Source organism: Bradyrhizobium sp. 23, from assembly GCF_023073295.1.
Classification (GTDB): Bacteria; Pseudomonadota; Alphaproteobacteria; order Rhizobiales; family Xanthobacteraceae; genus Bradyrhizobium; species Bradyrhizobium canariense_D.
The window spans coordinates 92,307-110,352 of the sequence record NZ_JADPJF010000098.1 but is presented as its reverse complement, the minus strand read 5'-3'; the positions used below and the strand labels follow the sequence as shown (position 1 = coordinate 110,352).

The following is an 18,046-nucleotide window of genomic DNA, read 5'->3' as shown; positions in this document are numbered from 1 at the left end:
GGGCATTCTGTGAAAACCTCTCCCCAAAACGACTTCGCCCGCCAGGGGGCAATTCCCCCGGCGGGCGCGGCTCGAAAGCAGTCGTATGGAGAATTGCCCCGCCGGGAATGGGAGGCGGAAATTACTTTAAGGAGCTGCTAATCGAAGTGAACTTGTCGTTCATGGTGGTGCCCAGTCCGTTCACGACGGTGATGATCGCCAGCGCGATGCCGGCTGCGATCAGGCCGTACTCGATTGCGGTTGCACCTGAATCGTCGGTCCAGAATTTCAAAATCATGCGCTTCAAGTCTCGCCTCCTTTTCCATTTCAAGCTGTGTGGGTTGCCCAACACCCGCAAATCTACGTGGCACAACCTGCGGTCGGGTTAACCTCATAAATGCAAGTTATTAGAAAAATCGGGAACAAAAGTTCCAAAAATTGAACCGGACGGAACCCTGAGATGCAGCCTGCCCCCACCCATCGCGCCAATTTTTCGATCGGCAGCGAGATCGCCGCAAGGCGCATTGTCGACGTCCTCACCGAAATGTTCTTCGAGGATGATGCGGCGGTCGCCGCCTTCGAGCAGCCGAACGGACAGTGGGACGTCGCGCTGCATTTCGCCCACGCGCCGGACCGGGCGTGGCTGCGCGAACTCGTTGCAACATCAGCAGGAAATGAGATCGCGGACACGCTGGCCTTCGACACCGTCGAAGCCAGGGACTGGGTCAAGTCGAGCCTGGAAGATCTCGTCCCGGTGCCGGCCGGGCGCTTCGTCGTCCACGGCAGCCATGACCGCGACCGCGTGGCCCCGAACAAGCTCGCCATCGAGATCGAGGCGGCTCTCGCCTTCGGCACTGGCCATCACGGCACCACACGCGGCTGTTTACTCCTGCTTGACCATGTCCTGAAACGCACCCGGCCGGACCGCGTGCTCGACCTCGGTACCGGGACCGGCGTGCTCGGGATAGCGGCGGCGAAAGCGCTGCATCGCGCGGTGCTGGCCTCCGACATCGACCCGGCCTCGGTCAAGGTGGCAGCCGAGAACGCCGTGTTGAACGAGGTCGGTCACCATGTGCGAGTGATCCGCGCCATCGGCTTCGCGGCGGCTGATTTCGGCAGACGCGGCCCGTTCGACCTGGTGCTGGCCAACATCCTTGCCAATCCGTTACGGCAATTGGCGGGCCCGATGACGCGCCACCTCGCCCCTGGCGGGCGCGTCATCCTCTCCGGCCTGTTGACGCCCCAGGTCCCCGCCGTGATCGCCGCCTACCGCGCGCGCGGCCTCGTGCCTCTGAAGCACATGCGAATCCAGGGATGGAGCAGCCTGTTGCTGCGGAAGATGGGGTGAGTACGGCTGCTGCCGTAGATGCCGCTACTTTGCCGTCTCTTCGTCCCGGCGCATCGCGCGCTCGGCCTGCGAGGCGCGCCTCGCGCGGCGTTCGGCGAAACGGTCGATCATCTGGCTGATCAGGCCGCGCGGTTTCTTCGGTGTTGCCGCAGCCGGGGCGCGGCGCACCGGCGGCGTAATCTTTTCAAACGTGAACGCTGGCATCGAGTGTCCCCTCGTCGTTGAGATGAACAACTTGCTCGAATTTCCCTGTCATCTGGACGAAGCGCAACTGCCGCATCCTGTACTCCACTCAATTCGAATGGAACTTGTTCAAGCACAGTCCATGCCAGATGCGACCTCAAATGCGTCTACATTGCGGACTGATCCGCATGATCCTAAAGTGATCCACCATGTTCGAAGCGCATTTCCAGACATTCGAGGAGCCCGAGGCCGGCGTCGCATTGACAGCCCGGCTGGCCGCGCTCCGTGAAGAACTCGCCCGCCGCAAGCTGACCGGTTTCGTGATTCCACGCGCCGATCAGCAGCAGAATGAGTACGTGCCGCCGTCCGAAGAACGTCTCGCCTGGCTGACCGGTTTTACGGGCTCGGCGGGACTGGCGGTGGTGCTGACGCACGAGGCCGCGGTCTTCGTCGACGGCCGCTACACGATCCAGGCGGCCAAGCAGGTCGATTCAAGGGCCTGGGCCGTGGAATCTCTGATCGATCCCCCGCCGGAAAGCTGGATGTCGGCACACCTGAAGGCCGGCGACCGCCTAGGATTTGATCCGTGGCTGCACACTTTTGCAGCAGCCGAGCGTTTGGCCGCCGCCTGCACCAAGGCCGGTGCCGAACTGGTCGCCGTCGACAGCAATCCGGTCGATGCGATCTGGCAAGACCGGCCACAGCCGCCGATTGCGCCGGTCACGGTGCACGGAATGCAACATGCCGGCGTGACTGAAGCCGAGAAGCTGACGCAGATCAGGAGCGAGATCGGCAAGCTCGGCGTCGATGCGTTGGTGCTGTCCGACAGCCATGCCGTGGCCTGGACCTTCAACATCCGCGGCGCCGACGTCGCGCATACGCCGCTGCCGCTGTCCTATGCGCTGGTGCCGAAGGACGGCCGTCCCACCATCTTCATCGATCACCGCAAGCTCTCAAATCTGACCCGCGACCATCTCGAGCAGTCCGCCGACGTGCGCGAGCCCGATGCGATGGCGCCGACGCTGATGGCGCTCGCCAAGAGCGGCGGATCGATCGCGCTCGACAATGCGACCGCGGCCGACGCCCTCAGCCGGCTGATCACGGGCGCCGGCGGCAAGCCGGTGCGCGGCAGCGATCCGATCGCGCTGCTCAAGGCGGTCAAGAACACGACCGAGATCAAGGGCACGCAATCGGCGCACCGGCGCGACGCCGTGGCGCTGGCACGCTTCCTCGCCTTTATCGACCGCGAGGCGGCAAGCGGCAAGCTCACCGAGATCGACGCGGTCGAGGCGCTGGAGACATTCCGCCGCGACACCGGCGCGCTCAAAGATGTGTCGTTCCCGACCATATCGGGCACCGGCCCGAATGGCGCGATCGTGCACTACCGCGTCACCCGCAAGAGCAACCGGCGGATCGTCCCCGGCGATCTGCTGCTGATTGATTCAGGTGCACAATACGAAGACGGCACCACCGACGTCACCCGCACCATGGCCGTGGGCGAGCCGACCGACGAGATGCGCGACCGCTTCACGCGTGTGCTGCGCGGCCACATCGCGATTGCGCGGGCGATCTTTCCCGACGGCGCCACCGGCGCGCAGCTCGACACACTCGCACGGCAATATCTCTGGGCCGCCGGCGTCGATTTCGAGCATGGCACCGGCCACGGCGTCGGCAGCTATCTGAGCGTGCATGAGGGGCCGGCGCGAATCTCGAAGCTCGGCACTACGCCGCTGAAGCGCGGCATGATCCTGTCCAACGAGCCCGGCTACTACAAGACAGACGGTTTCGGCATCCGCATCGAGAACCTCGAACTGGTGGTCGAAGCCGATATCAAGGGCGCGGAAAAATCGATGAACGCGTTCGAGACGCTGACCCTGGCGCCGATCGACCGCCGGCTGATCGATGTCGGCATGCTCAGCAAGGACGAGCTCGACTGGCTCAACGCCTACCACGCGCGCGTCAGGGCCGAGGTGCGGCCGGCGCTGGACGAGACGACCAAGGCCTGGCTGGACCAGGCCACGGCGGAGTTGAAGGCGTAAGCGCGTCGTCGCAAAGCCGCATGGCTCCACGCGCTTTGCGCAAGGCTGCTTCTCCACCACAGCTGTCATGCCCCGCGACCCGGCTACGCCAAGGCTTCGCCGGGGTGAGGTCTAGGGGCGCCGAAGCTTTAGCGAAGGCGGCAGGCGGGGAATCCAGCATTCCAGAGACAGGAAACGCATGCGAAGAAGCCGCGGCGTACTGGATCGCCCGGTCAAGCCGGCGATGACACCGACTTTTTGACGCGAGCAACGCGCCCAAGCGGCGCTATGGCGCCCTCATCATAACCGTCCCGGAATCCGTATAGCCGCATTCCGAAACGCCGATATGCGTCTTGCGCGAGCGCGCTACAGTCCGATTCGAATTTCTACGAGACGGACACGCATGCACGGCATGATCAGCAAGCCGCCGGACACGGCGAAGAACCTCGCGACCTCGCGCGTGGTGTTGCTGCTGCTCGTCGTCATGACCGGCATCGCGCCGATCTCGCTTTACATGCTGGTTCCGGCGCTGCCGGTGCTGGCGACGACCTTTGGCAGCGACATCTCGGTCGCGCAGATGACGGTGTCGCTGTACATGGTCGGCATCGCGCTGTCGCAACTCATCATGGGCCCGCTGTCGGACCGTTTCGGGCGGCGACCGGTGCTGCTCGGAGGACTGGCGCTGATGGTGGTCGCCAGCGCCGCCTGCATCTTCGCGGAAACCCTGCCGCAGCTGATCGCCGCGCGCTTTTTCCAGGCGTTGGGCGGCGCCGCGGGCATGGTGGTGAGCCGCGCCATCATCCGCGACATCTACGAGCGCGACCGCGTCGCCTCGATGATCAGCCTCGTGGTCGCGGCGCTGATGATCGGGCAGATGGTCTCTCCGCTCAGCGGCGGCCTGATCGAGACAGCGTTCGGCTGGCGCGCGATCTTCTACGCCATCACCGTCGCCGCGATCATTGTCGCCGTCGGCATCGCATTCGCGCTGCCCGAGACGCGCCGAGATCGCGCCGCCGGCAGCGGCTTTCGCGGCGATGTCGGCATCCTGATCCGCAACCGCGCCTTCGTCGGCTACGTGATGTGCCAGGTGCTGGCCTCGCAGATCATCTTCACCTTCGCCGGCGGCGGCCCCTATATCGTGGTGACGCAGATGGGCAGGACCAGCGCCGAATACGGCGCGTGGTTCGCGACGACGGGTTTTGCCTATCTCGTCGGCAATCTGCTCTGCGTGCGCTTCGCGCCCAGGCACTCGCTGGAGAAGTTGATCTGGTTCGGCCTCGCGCTTCAGCTTTGCGGCAGCCTGTTGAACCTGCTCTGGAGCTTCACCGGCTGGAACGAGGCGCCCGCCTGGCTGTTCGGCACGCAGATGATCGTGATGGTCGGCAATGCCTTCGTGATGGCGAACTCGGCCGCCGGCGCGATCAGCATCCGTCCCGAGGCCGCCGGCACCGCATCAGGTGCGATGGGCTTTCTCCAGCAAGGCATCGGCGCGCTGATGTCGCAATTCGGCGCCTATCTCGGCGGCCATTCCGCGACCACGCTGCCGCTCACCGCCGCGGTACTGGCGATCTCCCTGCTCTGCGCCTGCACGATGATCTTCGTCGTCCCCCGCCGCGAGGTCATGATGAGCGAGACGCTGATCGAGCAGGCGGAAGAGGAAGAGAGCGGGATGATGTGATCGGGCGCGGTGAGGCCTTCTTCCTTCTCCCCTTGTGGGAGAAGGTGGCGCGCGTAGCGCGCCGGATGAGGGGTCTCTCTCCGCGCGGGTCCCCTCTCAAAGCTTGAACTCGAGAATAGAACCCCTCATCCGGCGCTACGCGCCACCTTCTCCCACAAGGGGAGAAGGGAAGAGTCACTCCCCGATCAGCTGCAGCCACTCGTCCTCGGTCAGCACCTTGACGCCATGCTTGTTGGCCTCCGCGAGCTTCGAACCTGCGCCGGGGCCTGCGACGACGAGATCGGTTTTCTTGGACACCGAGCCGGACACTTTTGCGCCTAACCGCTCAGCGGTGGCCTTGGCCTCGTCGCGCGTCATCTTCTCCAGCGAGCCCGTGAACACCACGGTCTTGCCGGCGACGGCGGAGTTGCTCTTCGGCTTCTCCGCGTCGATGATCTCGACCTCCCTGGTGAGCCGCTCGACGATGCCGCGATTGTGGCTCTCGCCGAAATAATCGGCGATGCTCTTGATCACGGTCTCGCCGATCTGGTCGAGCGCGTCCATCTCGGCCATCGCCTCCTCGTCGCCCTTGGCGACCTTCAGGCTGGCATCGTGGAAGGCGTCCCAGGAGCCGTAGCCGCGGGCCAGCGCCAGCGCCGTGGTCTCGCCGATATGGCGCATGCCGAGCGCGTAGATAAAACGCTCCAGCGCGATCTTGCGACGGCTCTCGATCGCGCCGAACAGATTGCGCACCGAGGTTGCGCCGTAACCCTCGATGTCCTCCAGCTTGAGCTTTGCGTTGCGCTTTTCCAGCGTGAAGATGTCGGCTGGCTCCTTCACAAAACCTTCGTCGAAGAAGTACTGGAGCTGCTTCTCGCCAAGACCGTCGATGTCGAAGGCGCGCCGCGACACGAACAGCTTCAGATGCTCGATCTTCTGATAGGGGCAGGCGAACTCGCCGGTGCAGCGAGCGCGTGAGCCCTCTTCGCCCGCCGCCGTCTCCTCGCGCGTGACATCGGTGTGCAACGGGCACGGGCACTTCTTCGGAAACTGGAATTCCCTGGCAGCCTTCGGCCGCTTGTCGAGGACGACGTCGACCACCTGCGGGATGACGTCGCCGGCGCGCTGGATCACGACGGTGTCGCCGATCCTGATGTCGCGGCCCTCGCGCAGCACTTCGCCCTTGTTGCCGATGCCCTTGATGTAGTCCTCGTTGTGCAGCGTGACGTTCTGCACGATCACGCCGCCGACGCCGACCGGTTCGAGCTTGCCCACCGGCGTGAACGAGCCGGTGCGGCCGACCTGGATCTCGATGTCGCGCAGCACCGTCGTGGCGCGCTCGGCCGGGAATTTGTGCGCGATGCCCCAGCGCGGCGTGCGCGAGACGAAGCCGAGCCGTTCCTGCCAATCGATGCGGTCAACCTTGTAGACGACGCCGTCGATGTCGTAGTCGAGTTTTGCGCGCTGTTCCTCGATCGCACGATGAAACGCCAGCAGTTCCTCGACGGAGTGACAGAGCTTGGTCAGCGGGTTAGTCCTGAAGCCGCAGCGCTCGAACCAGCCGATCATGCCGCTCTGCGTGCCCTCTGGCATCGCGCTCATCTCGCCCCAGGCATAGGCGAAGAAGCCGAGGGGGCGCGAGGCGGTGATGGTCGGATCCTTCTGCCGGAGCGAGCCCGCGGCCGAGTTGCGTGGATTGGCGAAGATGGTGCTGCCTTCCGCCTTCTGCCGCTCGTTGAGCGCCAGAAACGCCTTCTTGGTCATGTAGACCTCGCCGCGCACCTCGCAGATGTCGGGGACGTTGCGGCCCTTCAGCCTCTTCGGCACGTCTTCGAGCGTGCGGATGTTGGCGGTGACGTCCTCGCCGACCGCGCCGTCGCCGCGAGTCGCCGCGGTGACGAGTTCACCGCCCTCGTAGCGCAGCGACATCGAGAGGCCGTCGATCTTCGGCTCGGCGGAAAAATCGATCTTGTCGTCGTCGAGCTTCAGGAAGCGCACGATGCGGCCGACGAAGTCGCGCAGATCCTCTTCCGCAAAGGCGTTGTCGAGCGACAACATGGGGACGGCATGCCGCACCTTCTTGAAGCGGCCTGATGGTGCAGCACCGACTTTCTGCGACGGAGAGTCCGCGCTGACGAATTCCGGAAAGCGCTTCTCGATCGCGTTGAAGCGCTGGCGTAGCGCGTCATACTCGGCGTCGGTGACGGTGGGCGCGTCGTCCTGGTAGTAGCGTTCGTTATGCCCCTCGATCTCGAGCGCGAGCCGCATGTGCTCGACCTTGGCCTGCGCCTTGGTGAGGTCGGCGACTTCGCGAAGCGGTGTTGGTTTCGATTTTGCTGCTCTGGCCATGGTGCTTGGATACGATGGAGCGGGCAGGAGGGTAAAGGCGGTTACAGTTTCGTACCCCGGACTCAACGTTTAGGGCCCTGCGGTTGCGCGCGTCCGGGACACGAAATCAAGCCGTCGCCGCCTTGAGCAGACGGTCCGCGGCAGCCCTCGCCTCGGCGGTGATCTCGGCACCGGCGAGCATCCGCGCGATCTCCTCGCGGCGGTGGTCGGCGGCAAGCGCATTGACGCGGGTCGCAACGCGCTTGCCCTTGTCCAGTGCGTCCTTTGAGATCAGCAAATGCTGGTCGGCACGGGCGGCGACCTGCGGGGCGTGGGTGACGGCCATCACCTGGACCTTGCCGGCGAGCCGCGCCAGCCGTCCGCCGATGGCGTCCGCGACCGCGCCGCCGACACCGGTGTCGATCTCGTCGAAGACCAAGGTCGGCGCCGAACCGCGGTCGGACAGCACGACCTTCAGCGCCAGCAGGAAACGCGACAGCTCGCCGCCGGAGGCGACCTTCATCAGCGGCCCCGGCTTGGTGCCCGGGTTGGTCTGCACCCAGAACTCGACGCGGTCGAACCCTTGCGGGCCCGGAGCTGCCTCGTCGGTCTCGACCTGGGTCATGAACTTTGCGCGCTCGAGCTTGAGCGGCGCGAGCTCGGCATTGACGGCCTTGTTGAGCTTCTCCGCCGATTTCTGCCGCGCCATCGACAGCTTCTTCGCAGCCGCCGCATAGCGCGCATCGGCCTCGATCGCGGCCTGCTCCAGCTTCTTCAGCCGTGAGGCGCCGGCATCGATCAGAACGACATCGGCGGCGTATCTTGCGGCCAGCGCGGCGAGCCCGTCGACCGGCGTCGAATATTTGCGCGAGGCGGCGCGCAACGCGAACAGGCGCTCCTCGATGCGTTCGAGCTCCGAGGGATCAAAATCGGTTGCGGCAAGCGCCGCCTGAAGATGCTGGTCGGCTTCCTCCAGCGCGTTGATGGCGATGTCGATCGCCCTCACCGCGGGTTCGACCAGCGCCGGCGAGTTGACGCCGCGACGCTCCAGCCGCCGCACGGCGGCCGACAGCGAGGCGACCGGCGAATGGTGGCCGCCGACCGCCTCCTGCGCCTCGCGCAGGTCGGAGGCGATCTTCTCGCCCTGCATCATCGTGGTCCGACGGGAGGCCAGCGAGGTCTCCTCGCCGTCCTTGGGCGCGAGCTGCTTCAATTCGTCGGAGGCGTGGCGGAGGTAATCGGCTTCGCGCGCGGCGCGCTCCATGCCGGCGCGATGCTCCTCCAGCGCGGTGTTGGCGGTGCGGCGTGCGTCCCAGAGCGCCTCGACCGCCGAGACGTCCTTTTCGAGACCGGCGAAGGCGTCGAGCAGGCGGCGGTGGGTGGCGGCATCGACCAGCGCGCGCTCGTCGTGCTGGCCGTGGATCTCGACCAGGGCAGCCCCGACCGCCTTCAGCGTCTGCACGCTGATCGCCTGGTCGTTGATGAAGGCGCGGGTGCGGCCGTCGGCGAGCTGGACCCGGCGGAGAATCATCTCGCCGGTATCGTCCAGCCCGTTCTCCGCGAGGATTTTGGCCGCGGGATGGTTTTTTGGGATATCGAATACGGCAGTGACCTGCCCCTGCTCCGCCCCATGCCGCACGAGGCCGGCATCGCCGCGGCCGCCGAGCGCCAACGCAAAGGCATCGAGCAGGATGGATTTGCCCGCACCGGTCTCGCCGGTCAAAACCGCGAGGCCCGGTGCGAATTCGATATCGAGCCGTTCGATCAGGACGATGTCACGGATCGACAGACGCGCCAGCATGGAATTCTATTTCCTAGCCGAGACCCATTTTCTTGAAGGTCTTGCTAATCCAGGACCCCTGATTCTCGCTCGGTTCGAGACCGCCTGATTTTACAAGATTATAGGCGTCCTTGTACCAGCGACTATCAGGAAAATTGTGCCCGAGCACGGCGGCGGCCGTCTGGGCCTCGCCAACGATGCCGATCGCCATATAGGCCTCGGTCAGGCGGTACAGCGCCTCCTCGACATGGCGGGTGGTCTGGTACTGCGTCACCACGGCCTTGTACCGGTTGATCGCCGCCGTGTAGTCGCGCTTCTGCGCGTAATAGCGGCCGACGTTCATTTCCTTGCCGGCGAGCTGGTCGCGCGCACCTTCGATCTTGGCCTTGGCCGAGGTCGCATATTCGGAGGTCGGATATTTGCGCACCACCTCTTCCAGCGAGGCGATCGCCTTCTCGGTGCGGGTCTGGTCGCGGCTGATGTCCGGAATCTGGTCGTAATGCGAGGCGGCGATCAGATATTGCGCGTAGGCCGCATCCGGGCTGCCGGGATGCAGCGTGACGTAGCGGGTGGCCGCGCCGATACAATTGTCATAATCCCCGCCCTGGTAGGACGCGTAGGCCGACATCAGCAATGATTTGCGGGCCCAGTCGGAATAAGGATGCTGGCGGTCGACCTCTTCGAACTTCTTGTTCGCCGCCTTCATGTCCTTCTTCTCGTTCATGAGGTACAGGCCCTCATTGTAGATCTTGTCGGCGGGCTCCTCGACGAAGGTGTCGTCCTTGGCGGTGAACTTGTCCCAAAGCGCGCCGGTGCCGCAGCCGGCCAGCGGCAGCGCGAGCACGAAGAGGGCGACAACCTGAAGCAGCCCACGGGCTCGAGACGAGACTTCTCGAGACGGGACTTGAAGATATCCGCGCGTCATACGCTGTGCCGACATGAGTATTGCCCTGACGCCCTGTGGTGCGGTGTCCGCCAGCCCATGAACCCCGTCCTGGGCGCGAAATATAGCCGTGGTGCCTGCCGTGCGACCACGCCGGTGTAACCGAAAAACGATCTTCAACCAACCGGATAGGCAGGCATTCCGCCCGGATTAAGGCGAGGCGCCGCAATCCTAGCCGATCATCGTTACCAGGAGTTTCCCGGGGAAAGCCGCCGCCAAACGCCCGCGGCGACGGGTCTCTTCAGGACGCGTCTCTCGTCTAGGAAACGTCCGCTGCAGGAAACGTCTCTCTTCAGGAAACGTCCGGCCCGTAGACCGCGGCGATCCGGCCACCGACGATGCCGCGACCGGTTTCGGCCACCGGACGCGTGGTGCGGCGGGCTGCCTCGCCCTCGACCACCCGCCAAGCGGTGCGGTCGGCGAGCAGCGCGGTCAGAACGGCGTGGTTGAGCTTGTGGCCGCCACGTACCGAGCGGTAGGCGCCGAGCAGCGGCAGACCCGCCAGCGCGAGGTCGCCGATCACGTCCAGCACCTTGTGGCGGGCGCATTCGTCGGCGTAGCGCAGGCCCTCGGTGTTGAGCAGCCGCTCCTCGTCGAACACGACGGTGTTGTCGAATGAGGCACCGAGCGCGTAGCCGGCGCTCCAGAGCCGCGCGACGTCGCACATCAGACCGAAAGTCCGGGCCCGGCCGACTTCGCGGCGGAAACGCTCCGGGTTGAGGTCGAAGGCATAGCTCTGCTGACCGATGACAGGATTGGTGAAGTCGATCTCGACCTCGGCGCGGAACCCGTCGGCATAGGGCCTGATCTCACCGAAGGAGTCGCCGATCTTGACCGAGATCGGCTTCAAAACCTGGATGAAGCGGCGCTGCGCCGGCTGGGTCACGATGCCGGCCTGGTCGATCGCCGCAACGAAGGCTGCCGCGCTGCCGTCCATGATCGGCACTTCCGGCCCATCGATCTCGATGATGGCGTTGTCGACGCCCATTCCCCGCAGCGCAGCAAGGACATGCTCGGCGGTGGAAACCAGCGGACCGTTGCGATCACCGAGGACGGTGGCGAAATCCGTCGCGATCACCTGCTCGGCGGTGGCCTGAACTTCGCGGTCGCTTCCCTCGAGCCCGGTGCGGATAAAAACAAATCCCGCGTCGACAGGCGCGGGTCCAAGCGCGAGCGTGACAGGAAGACCGGAATGAACGCCGACGCCTGCCACACTGGCTTGCGCACGAAGCGTTGTTTGCCGGCTAAATTTCATCAGGAACCGCCCCACTACGACCATCGCGACTTATACTGAACCCGACTGCGGCCTAGACCGCTGTTCCGAATCCGTATCCCCAAGTCACGGCAAACCATAGTCACTGCCCCAAACAGCGCCAACTCACGCTTTTTTACCGATTGTTACCCCAAACCCGCCGTATTCGCGCCAAGGCTTAACCAAATTGGACCGGAGTTCGGGACCGTTTTCGGTAGTTTTACTGAACCATCGAATACGTAATTAATGATTTAAAATCAGTTGCTTGGCCACGCAATCCGGATATGCACGGGGCAAAAGAAAAGGTCCCGGCAAGCTTCCCCCCGGGACCTTTTTTCGTCTGCCTTATTGTAACAATCCTCAGGTCGCCTGCCGCCGCAGGAAGGCCGGGATATCAAGATGGTCATCTCCCTGTGGCGCCGGGGCAACAGGCGCGGGACGGCCGTGCATGTCCAGGCCCTGCGGCGCGGGACGACGGGCATACTCAGACACCGGCTCGGTAGAAGCGATTTGCTGCGCCACGGTCTTCTGGGGGCGGCGATCGGGCAGTGGCGGCATCGCGGGACCGGCAGTGCGGGCCGCGATCGGCGCCTCGGTCTCCTCGTCACGACGGCCGAGGCCGACATTGGCGAGGCGCTGCAGCAGCGACAGCCGGGTCTTTTGCGGGGTCTCCTCCTCGACCTCGCCGCGGGCCTGGCGAAGCTCGGCCTGGGCGGGCATCGGAAGTTCCTCGATCCGCGGCATCCGCGGTGTGCGGACCGGTGCACGCTCGGCCTGCGGAGGGATGAAGGTTTCCGGCGTCATCGGCTCTTGCATGGCCATCGGCGCCTGCTCGGGCTCGGGGAACAGCGTGGGCTTCTGCGCGATCGGGCGCACGGTAACGTCGCCATAGGTCTGCATCGGCGCGGGAGCCTGCGGAACGTCCGCAACGGCGGCGGCGATGGCGGCAAGCGCAGCGCGCTCGACGTTCGGACGCGGAGCCGTGGGAGCGGCGGCAAATTGGCCCGTTCCTGTGGCCGGGGTCTGTCCTTCGAACTTCTGGGCGCGCTCGGCCATGCGCTGATTGTCAGCGCGCAGCCGCGCGGTCAGATCGGCAAGACGGCTCTCGGCAGCCGCGGCGGGAGCGGCGGGAGCCTGCTGCGCCTGCGGAGCAGGATTCGCCACGGGAGCGCTGGTGGCCTGGCTGTTGCGCGCGATCGCGGCCTGTTCGATGCCGGTGGCGACGACCGAGACGCGGATCAGGCCATCGAGGGCCTCGTCGAAGGTGGCGCCGACGATGATGTTGGCGTCCTGGTCGACTTCCTCGCGGATGCGGGTCGCAGCTTCGTCGACCTCGAACAGGGTGAGATCCTTGCCGCCGGTGATGGAGATCAGGAGGCCCTTGGCGCCCTTCATCGAGCTATCGTCGATCAGCGGGTTGGCGATCGCGGCTTCGGCGGCGGTCAGCGCGCGCTTGTCGCCGGAGGCTTCGCCCGTGCCCATCATCGCCTTGCCCATCTCGCGCATGACGGCGCGGACGTCGGCGAAGTCGAGATTGATCAGGCCTTCCTTGACCATCAGGTCGGTGATGCAGGCAACGCCCGAATAGAGCACCTGGTCGGCCATCGCGAAGGCGTCGGCGAAGGTGGTCTTCTCGTTCGCGACCCGGAACAGGTTCTGGTTCGGGATGATCAGCAGCGTATCAACGACCTTGTGCAGCTCATTGATGCCCGCTTCCGCGGTGCGCATGCGGCGGCCGCCCTCGAAGTGGAAGGGCTTGGTCACGACGCCGACGGTGAGGATGCCCATCTCGCGCGCGATCTTGGCGATCACGGGAGCTGCGCCGGTGCCGGTGCCGCCGCCCATGCCGGCGGTGACGAACACCATGTTGGCGCCCGAGAGATGGTCACGGAGTTCGTCCATGACTTCTTCGGCCGCGGCCGCGCCGACCACCGGCTGCGAACCTGCGCCCAACCCTTGCGTGGCCGCCGTGCCCATCTGCACGATGCGCTGCGCCTTCGACATCGTCAGCGCCTGCGCGTCGGTGTTGGCGACCACGAAGTCGACGCCCTGGAGGCCCGCCGTGATCATGTTGTTGACGGCGTTACCACCGGCGCCGCCGACGCCGAACACGGTGATGCGGGGCTTCAGTTCGTGAATATCAGGAACATTGATGCTGATGGTCATGTTTGCCTCTCGATCACGCGCGCGTGGGTTCGCCCCGGCCGGCGGCCGCGGGAGTTGGTGAAAATCGAATATTGCGGGAAGGAGTCATCAGAAGCCCTCGCGTAGCCATCGTCCGACCTTTCCGAAATACCCGCCGGTCCCCGTCCTGACCTGCTGCCGCGTATGCCGCGGTTCGACATGTTCGTGGTGAACATATTGCGGGTAGACGAGCAGTCCGGCCGGCACCGCGAAGGCGGCGTTCTTCGCCTCGTTGGGCAGCCGGCCGAAACCGAGCGGACGTCCGACCCGCACGGGCCGGCCGAGAATCTGCGTTCCGAGCTCAACGAGACCCGTGAGCTGCGAGGCCCCGCCCGAGAGCACGACGCGGCCGTTCGGCTCCGAGGCGAAGGGCGAGTCCTTCAGCTTGTCCCGAACCATTTCGAAGACTTCCTCGGCACGATGCTTGACGATGTTGGCGATGGTAGCGCGGGAGACGATCTGCGGCAGATCCTGCTCGTCACCGGCTGTCGGTACAGACATCAGCTCACGCGAGTCCGATCCGCCGGTGATGACGGTCCCGTATAACGTCTTGATTCGCTCGGCATCGGCAATGGTCGCGGAGAGTCCGCGCGCCAGATCCATCGTGATGTGTTGCCCGCCGACCGCAAAACCCGCGGCATGCACGAAGTGGCCGCCGGAAAAGACCGCGATCGTGGTGGTGCCCGCGCCCATTTCGACCACGGCGGCGCCGAGATCGGCCTCGTCGTCGGTCAGCACCGACAGGCCTGCCACATAGGGGCTTGCCGCCATTGCTTCGACGTTGATGTGGCAGCGTTCGACCGCCAGCATCAGGTTCCGCGCCACCGTGGCGTCGCAGGTGACGACATTCATGTCGATGCCGAACTGATGCGCAACCATGCCGCGGGGGTCGCGGATACCTTTGACGCCGTCAAGCGTGTAGCCGACCGGCAGCGCGTGCAGCACGGTGCGGCCTTCGCCGGTGGCGTGGCGCATGCCGGTGGAGGTGACGCGGCTGACATCGGCCGGTGTCACGGCGCCGCCGCGGATGTCGGCCGCAGCTTCGACCAGCTGACCGGAGAGCCGGCCGCCGGAGACCGACAGCAGCACGGACTCGACCCGCACCTTGGCCATTTTCTCTGCAAGCCCGACGGCCTGTCGCACCGCCTGCTCGCATTCGCCGAGATCGATCACGGCGCCGGCCTTCATGCCGCGCGACTGAATCTGGCTGTAGCCGATCAGCTCCACCGCATGGGTCCGGTCGCGCAGGGCTTCGCTCGGCGCCGACGGCTTCAGCCGCGCGATCATGCAGGCGATCTTGCTGGTGCCGATGTCGAGGCAGGCGACGAGGCCGCCGCGCTTGTGCGGCATCGGGCGTGTCTTCGGTGTCTGGGTGCGATCAAGACCGGTCATGCAGCGTCCCCGGCCTTTTTCTTCTTCTTGTCCTTGAACAAATCGTCGCGCGCCTTGGCGGCGTCCTCGGACAGCTGCACGACGAGCCGATCGGGCAGGCGCAGGTCGACGGCGACGATGTCGCGGGAGAACAGCCTGTCCTCCTTGTCGAGCCTGGACAGCATCGCAAGCGCGTTGCCGACGTCCTGTTCGGGCAGGCGGATGTCGAGGCCGTCCTTGAGCCTCAGGTTCCAGCGCCGCTCACCGACGAAGATCGCGGCCTTGGTAATGGAATTGACCTGCGGATAGCGCGCCAGCAAAGCGAGGAAATCGCGGGCCTGCGTCTCGGCGCCCTTGCCGACCACGAGCGGCAGCGACAGGAAGCGGCGCGAGACGTAGGGTTCGAGCACGGCGCCGTCATCGGCGATGACGGAGAGCCGGCCGGCCTCCTGCCACAGCGCGAACGCCTTGCGCTCGGTGAGCTCGATCATGAGCTGGCCCGGATAGAGCTTCAGCACGGTCGCATCCGCGATCCAGGGATTGGCCTTGAGCTTGTCGCGCACGGCGTCGGCGTCGAGAAACAGCAGCGAGGATCGGCCGCTGACGCCGCCGATCGCGAGGATCTCGTCCTGGCTGAGCTGCTTGCGACCGTTGATCACGACGGAGGTGATGCGGAAGCCGGCGGAATTGGCCAGCGCGTTGCGGGTGTCGTTGACCGCCGTGATGAAATCCTGGAGATGGCCGCCCTTGACGATACCGAAGCCGCAGCTTCCGATCAGGAGCAGCACCGTCATGCTGATCCCGACCCGGCGCGGCAGATAGCGCTCGACCAGCGCGACCAACCGCGGCGGCGGCTCGCGCTCGACGATGGCTTTGGCCCTGGTCTTTTCCTTGGCGGCAGCACGGGCGCCGAGAACTCTTTCCTGACGCTTGTCCTGCACCCACTCGCGCAGAAGCACGACCGCTCCGATAGCGGCCGCCTTCAGGTCAGCTTGGGGCCTCAGCGATCTGAAAAGCGACCGAGTGAGGCTTCCTGCTCCATCCATTGCACGAGCTCGTCAACAGTTTGCCCGCGACATCGCGCGGGTCCTGGCGAACATGACGTCTCGGACTTGCCGGGCCGGGTGCTGGTCTTCAGCAGAAGAAAACCTCTCCCCTTCAGAGCGTTCGCTGGGGGTGACAACACCCGCAACGGTCCACGCGCCGGCAGCCAAAGCGTCATATGCGCCGCCAGCGTTAACCTTCGGACGTCCTGGTAAACAAAAGGTAAAGTTCGTTAACGACGTGAGCTTTTTGCCCAGGCCTGTGAGGCATTTATGCCGCAATATCCGGCATTTTACCGGTTTTGGGTTCCAAAACCGGCCGTTTCGCCAGTTCGGCCGTTAACCAGTCCTAATTATTTTCGCACACCGGCCACAGCGAGCTCGATCAGGCCGCGCAGGAAGTCGACGAACTCGATGCTCTCGGCCTTCAGCGCCTTGGGGTAGAGCGAGGACTTGGTCAGGCCGGGCAGCGTGTTGGTTTCGAGATAGACCAGCCCCTTGTCCGAGACGATGAAGTCCGAACGGGAATAGCCGGTACACGACATCGCCCGGTGCGCCAGCATCGCCTGGTGCTTCAGCGCGGCGGTGATTTCGGGTGCGAAACGGCCGGGACAGATCTCTTGGGTCGACTTCAAAAGATATTTCGCCGCGTAGTCGAAACTGCCCTCGCCCGGAATGATCTCGATCGGCGGCAGCGAGATGATCGAGCCGTCCGGCCGCTCCAGCACGCCGCAGGTCGCCTCGACGCCGGAGATGTAGGGCTCGATCACGTACTCTTCGTGCTTGGCCGCATTGCGAACGGCGACGAGATCCTGCTTGGCGTTGACGAAGATCAGGCCGTAGCTCGAGCCATCCCTGGCGGGCTTTGCGATCAGCCGGCCGTATTCGGCGAAGGCCTCGTCGATCTGGTCCAGCGCAATGTTGGCCGGCGGCGTCACGCCGCCGAGCGCGGCGAAATGCTTGGCCGCGATCTTGTCGAACGCGAGATGCGAGGAGGCCGAGCCCGATCCGGTGAACGGCACGCCGCGCGCTTCGCACATCACCTGCAATTCGCCGTTCTCGGCACGCCCGCCATGCAGGCCGAGCACCAGCACGCGGTCCTCCGCCCTGGCCTGGTCGAGCGCCTGCTCCAACGGAATGCCCGACGTGCCCGGCTTGAACTCGTCCTCGAACGGGCGGGCATGTTCGAGCAGCTGTTTGGACTGCACGACATGCACCTTGTCCTCGACGTCCCACCACCAGAGATCGGCCTCGGGCAGCGCCTGATGCAGCGCCTGGGCTGAGGCGACGGAAACCAGACGTTCGCGGTTGGAGCCGCCGAAGAGGATGGTGATGCGCATGTTCTCTCGTCGCTTGTCCAAATTAGCCGGGAATTCCGATCCGCTTGATTTCCCAGTGTAGCTCAATTCCGGAATTTGCCTTCACCCGTTCACGTACGGTCTCGCCCAGCGTCTCGATATCGTGCGCGGTGGCATTGCCCGTGTTGATCAGGAAATTGCAGTGCATCTCGGAGACTTCTGCACCGCCGACGCGCAAACCGCGGCAGCCGGCGGCATCGACCAGCTTCCAGGCGGAATGGCCGGGCGGATTCTTGAAGGTCGAGCCGCCGGTCTTTTCGCGGATCGGCTGCGCGGTCTCGCGATGGGTTTGCACTTCCGCCATGCGCGCGCGGATCGCCTCGGCATCCCTGAGCTCGCCGCAGAACCGCGCGGAGGTGAAGATGATGGAGGCATCGACGCCGCTGTTGCGGTAGACAAACTTCATGTCGGCATTGGAGAAGATGTGCTTCGTGCCGTCGCGCCCGACGCCACGCGCCTCGATCAACACGTCCTTGGTCTCGCCGCCATTGGCGCCCGCATTCATGCGCAGCGCGCCGCCGATCGTGCCGGGAATGCCGAAGTAAAATTCGAGCCCGCCGATATTGGCCGACGCGGCGACTTCCGCCACGCGCTTGTCGAGC

14 protein-coding genes are annotated in these 18,046 nt (G+C 65.1%); 3 read left to right on the top strand and 11 right to left on the bottom strand.

Annotated features, from left to right (window positions below; genetic code table 11):
• Positions 1-121 precede the first annotated feature (121 nt).
• A complete protein-coding gene (locus IVB32_RS24335) occupies positions 122-286 on the bottom strand; it encodes a Flp family type IVb pilin (protein WP_018454254.1) in 165 nt (54 codons plus the stop codon).
• A 153-nt stretch (positions 287-439) separates the two neighbouring features.
• Between IVB32_RS24335 and IVB32_RS24330 the strand changes: the two genes are divergently transcribed.
• Positions 440-1,327 (top strand): 50S ribosomal protein L11 methyltransferase, encoded by an 888-nt coding sequence (locus IVB32_RS24330; protein WP_018454253.1) that lies wholly within the window; start codon positions 440-442, stop codon positions 1,325-1,327.
• Between the two features lie 24 nt (positions 1,328-1,351).
• On the opposite strand, the gene IVB32_RS24325 is transcribed toward IVB32_RS24330, so the two are convergent.
• The gene (locus IVB32_RS24325; protein WP_018454252.1) at positions 1,352-1,531 is read right to left on the bottom strand and encodes a hypothetical protein; all 180 of its coding nucleotides are present in this window, start codon (positions 1,529-1,531) and stop codon (positions 1,352-1,354) included.
• 188 nt (positions 1,532-1,719) lie between these two features.
• Here IVB32_RS24325 and IVB32_RS24320 point away from each other — a divergent pair, with 188 nt between their 5' ends.
• Both IVB32_RS24320 and IVB32_RS24315 read left to right on the top strand, forming a co-directional pair.
• Positions 1,720-3,549, top strand: a complete 1,830-nt coding sequence (locus IVB32_RS24320) for an aminopeptidase P family protein (RefSeq protein WP_018454251.1) — start codon at positions 1,720-1,722, stop codon at positions 3,547-3,549.
• 382 nt (positions 3,550-3,931) lie between these two features.
• Positions 3,932-5,206, top strand: a complete 1,275-nt coding sequence (locus tag IVB32_RS24315) for a multidrug effflux MFS transporter (RefSeq protein ID WP_085349080.1) — start codon at positions 3,932-3,934, stop codon at positions 5,204-5,206.
• Between the two features lie 174 nt (positions 5,207-5,380).
• Here IVB32_RS24315 and ligA read toward each other — a convergent pair whose 3' ends face one another.
• From ligA to murB, 9 genes are all read right to left on the bottom strand, one after another.
• On the bottom strand, positions 5,381-7,534 hold the full coding sequence (gene ligA, locus IVB32_RS24310; RefSeq protein ID WP_247361177.1) for an NAD-dependent DNA ligase LigA: 2,154 nt from the start codon (positions 7,532-7,534) through the stop codon (positions 5,381-5,383).
• 106 nt (positions 7,535-7,640) lie between these two features.
• Positions 7,641-9,314: a DNA repair protein RecN gene (recN, locus tag IVB32_RS24305; protein WP_247294859.1), complete on the bottom strand. Its 1,674-nt coding sequence runs from the start codon at positions 9,312-9,314 to the stop codon at positions 7,641-7,643.
• Between the two features lie 13 nt (positions 9,315-9,327).
• Positions 9,328-10,233 carry an outer membrane protein assembly factor BamD gene (locus IVB32_RS24300; RefSeq protein WP_026232697.1) on the bottom strand — a complete coding sequence of 302 codons (906 nt, stop codon included), beginning with the start codon at positions 10,231-10,233 and terminating at the stop codon, positions 9,328-9,330.
• Positions 10,234-10,528: 295 nt separating this feature from the next.
• Positions 10,529-11,491 (bottom strand): UDP-3-O-acyl-N-acetylglucosamine deacetylase, encoded by a 963-nt coding sequence (gene lpxC, locus IVB32_RS24295; RefSeq protein WP_247294861.1) that lies wholly within the window; start codon positions 11,489-11,491, stop codon positions 10,529-10,531.
• Between the two features lie 357 nt (positions 11,492-11,848).
• A complete protein-coding gene (ftsZ, locus tag IVB32_RS24290) occupies positions 11,849-13,654 on the bottom strand; it encodes a cell division protein FtsZ (protein WP_018454245.1) in 1,806 nt (601 codons plus the stop codon).
• A gap of 87 nt (positions 13,655-13,741) precedes the next feature.
• Positions 13,742-15,064, bottom strand: coding sequence for a cell division protein FtsA (gene ftsA, locus IVB32_RS24285; RefSeq protein ID WP_018454244.1), 1,323 nt, complete (start codon positions 15,062-15,064; stop codon positions 13,742-13,744).
• On the bottom strand, positions 15,061-16,089 hold the full coding sequence (locus IVB32_RS24280) for a cell division protein FtsQ/DivIB (RefSeq protein ID WP_026232695.1): 1,029 nt from the start codon (positions 16,087-16,089) through the stop codon (positions 15,061-15,063). Before IVB32_RS24280 ends, ftsA begins: the two co-directional genes overlap by 4 nt.
• 350 nt (positions 16,090-16,439) lie before the next feature.
• Positions 16,440-17,426, bottom strand: a complete 987-nt coding sequence (locus tag IVB32_RS24275; protein ID WP_085349138.1) for a D-alanine--D-alanine ligase — start codon at positions 17,424-17,426, stop codon at positions 16,440-16,442.
• Between the two features lie 22 nt (positions 17,427-17,448).
• Positions 17,449-18,046, bottom strand: a 598-nt coding sequence (gene murB / locus IVB32_RS24270; RefSeq protein WP_247411697.1) for a UDP-N-acetylmuramate dehydrogenase, incomplete at its 5' end; no start/stop codon positions are given.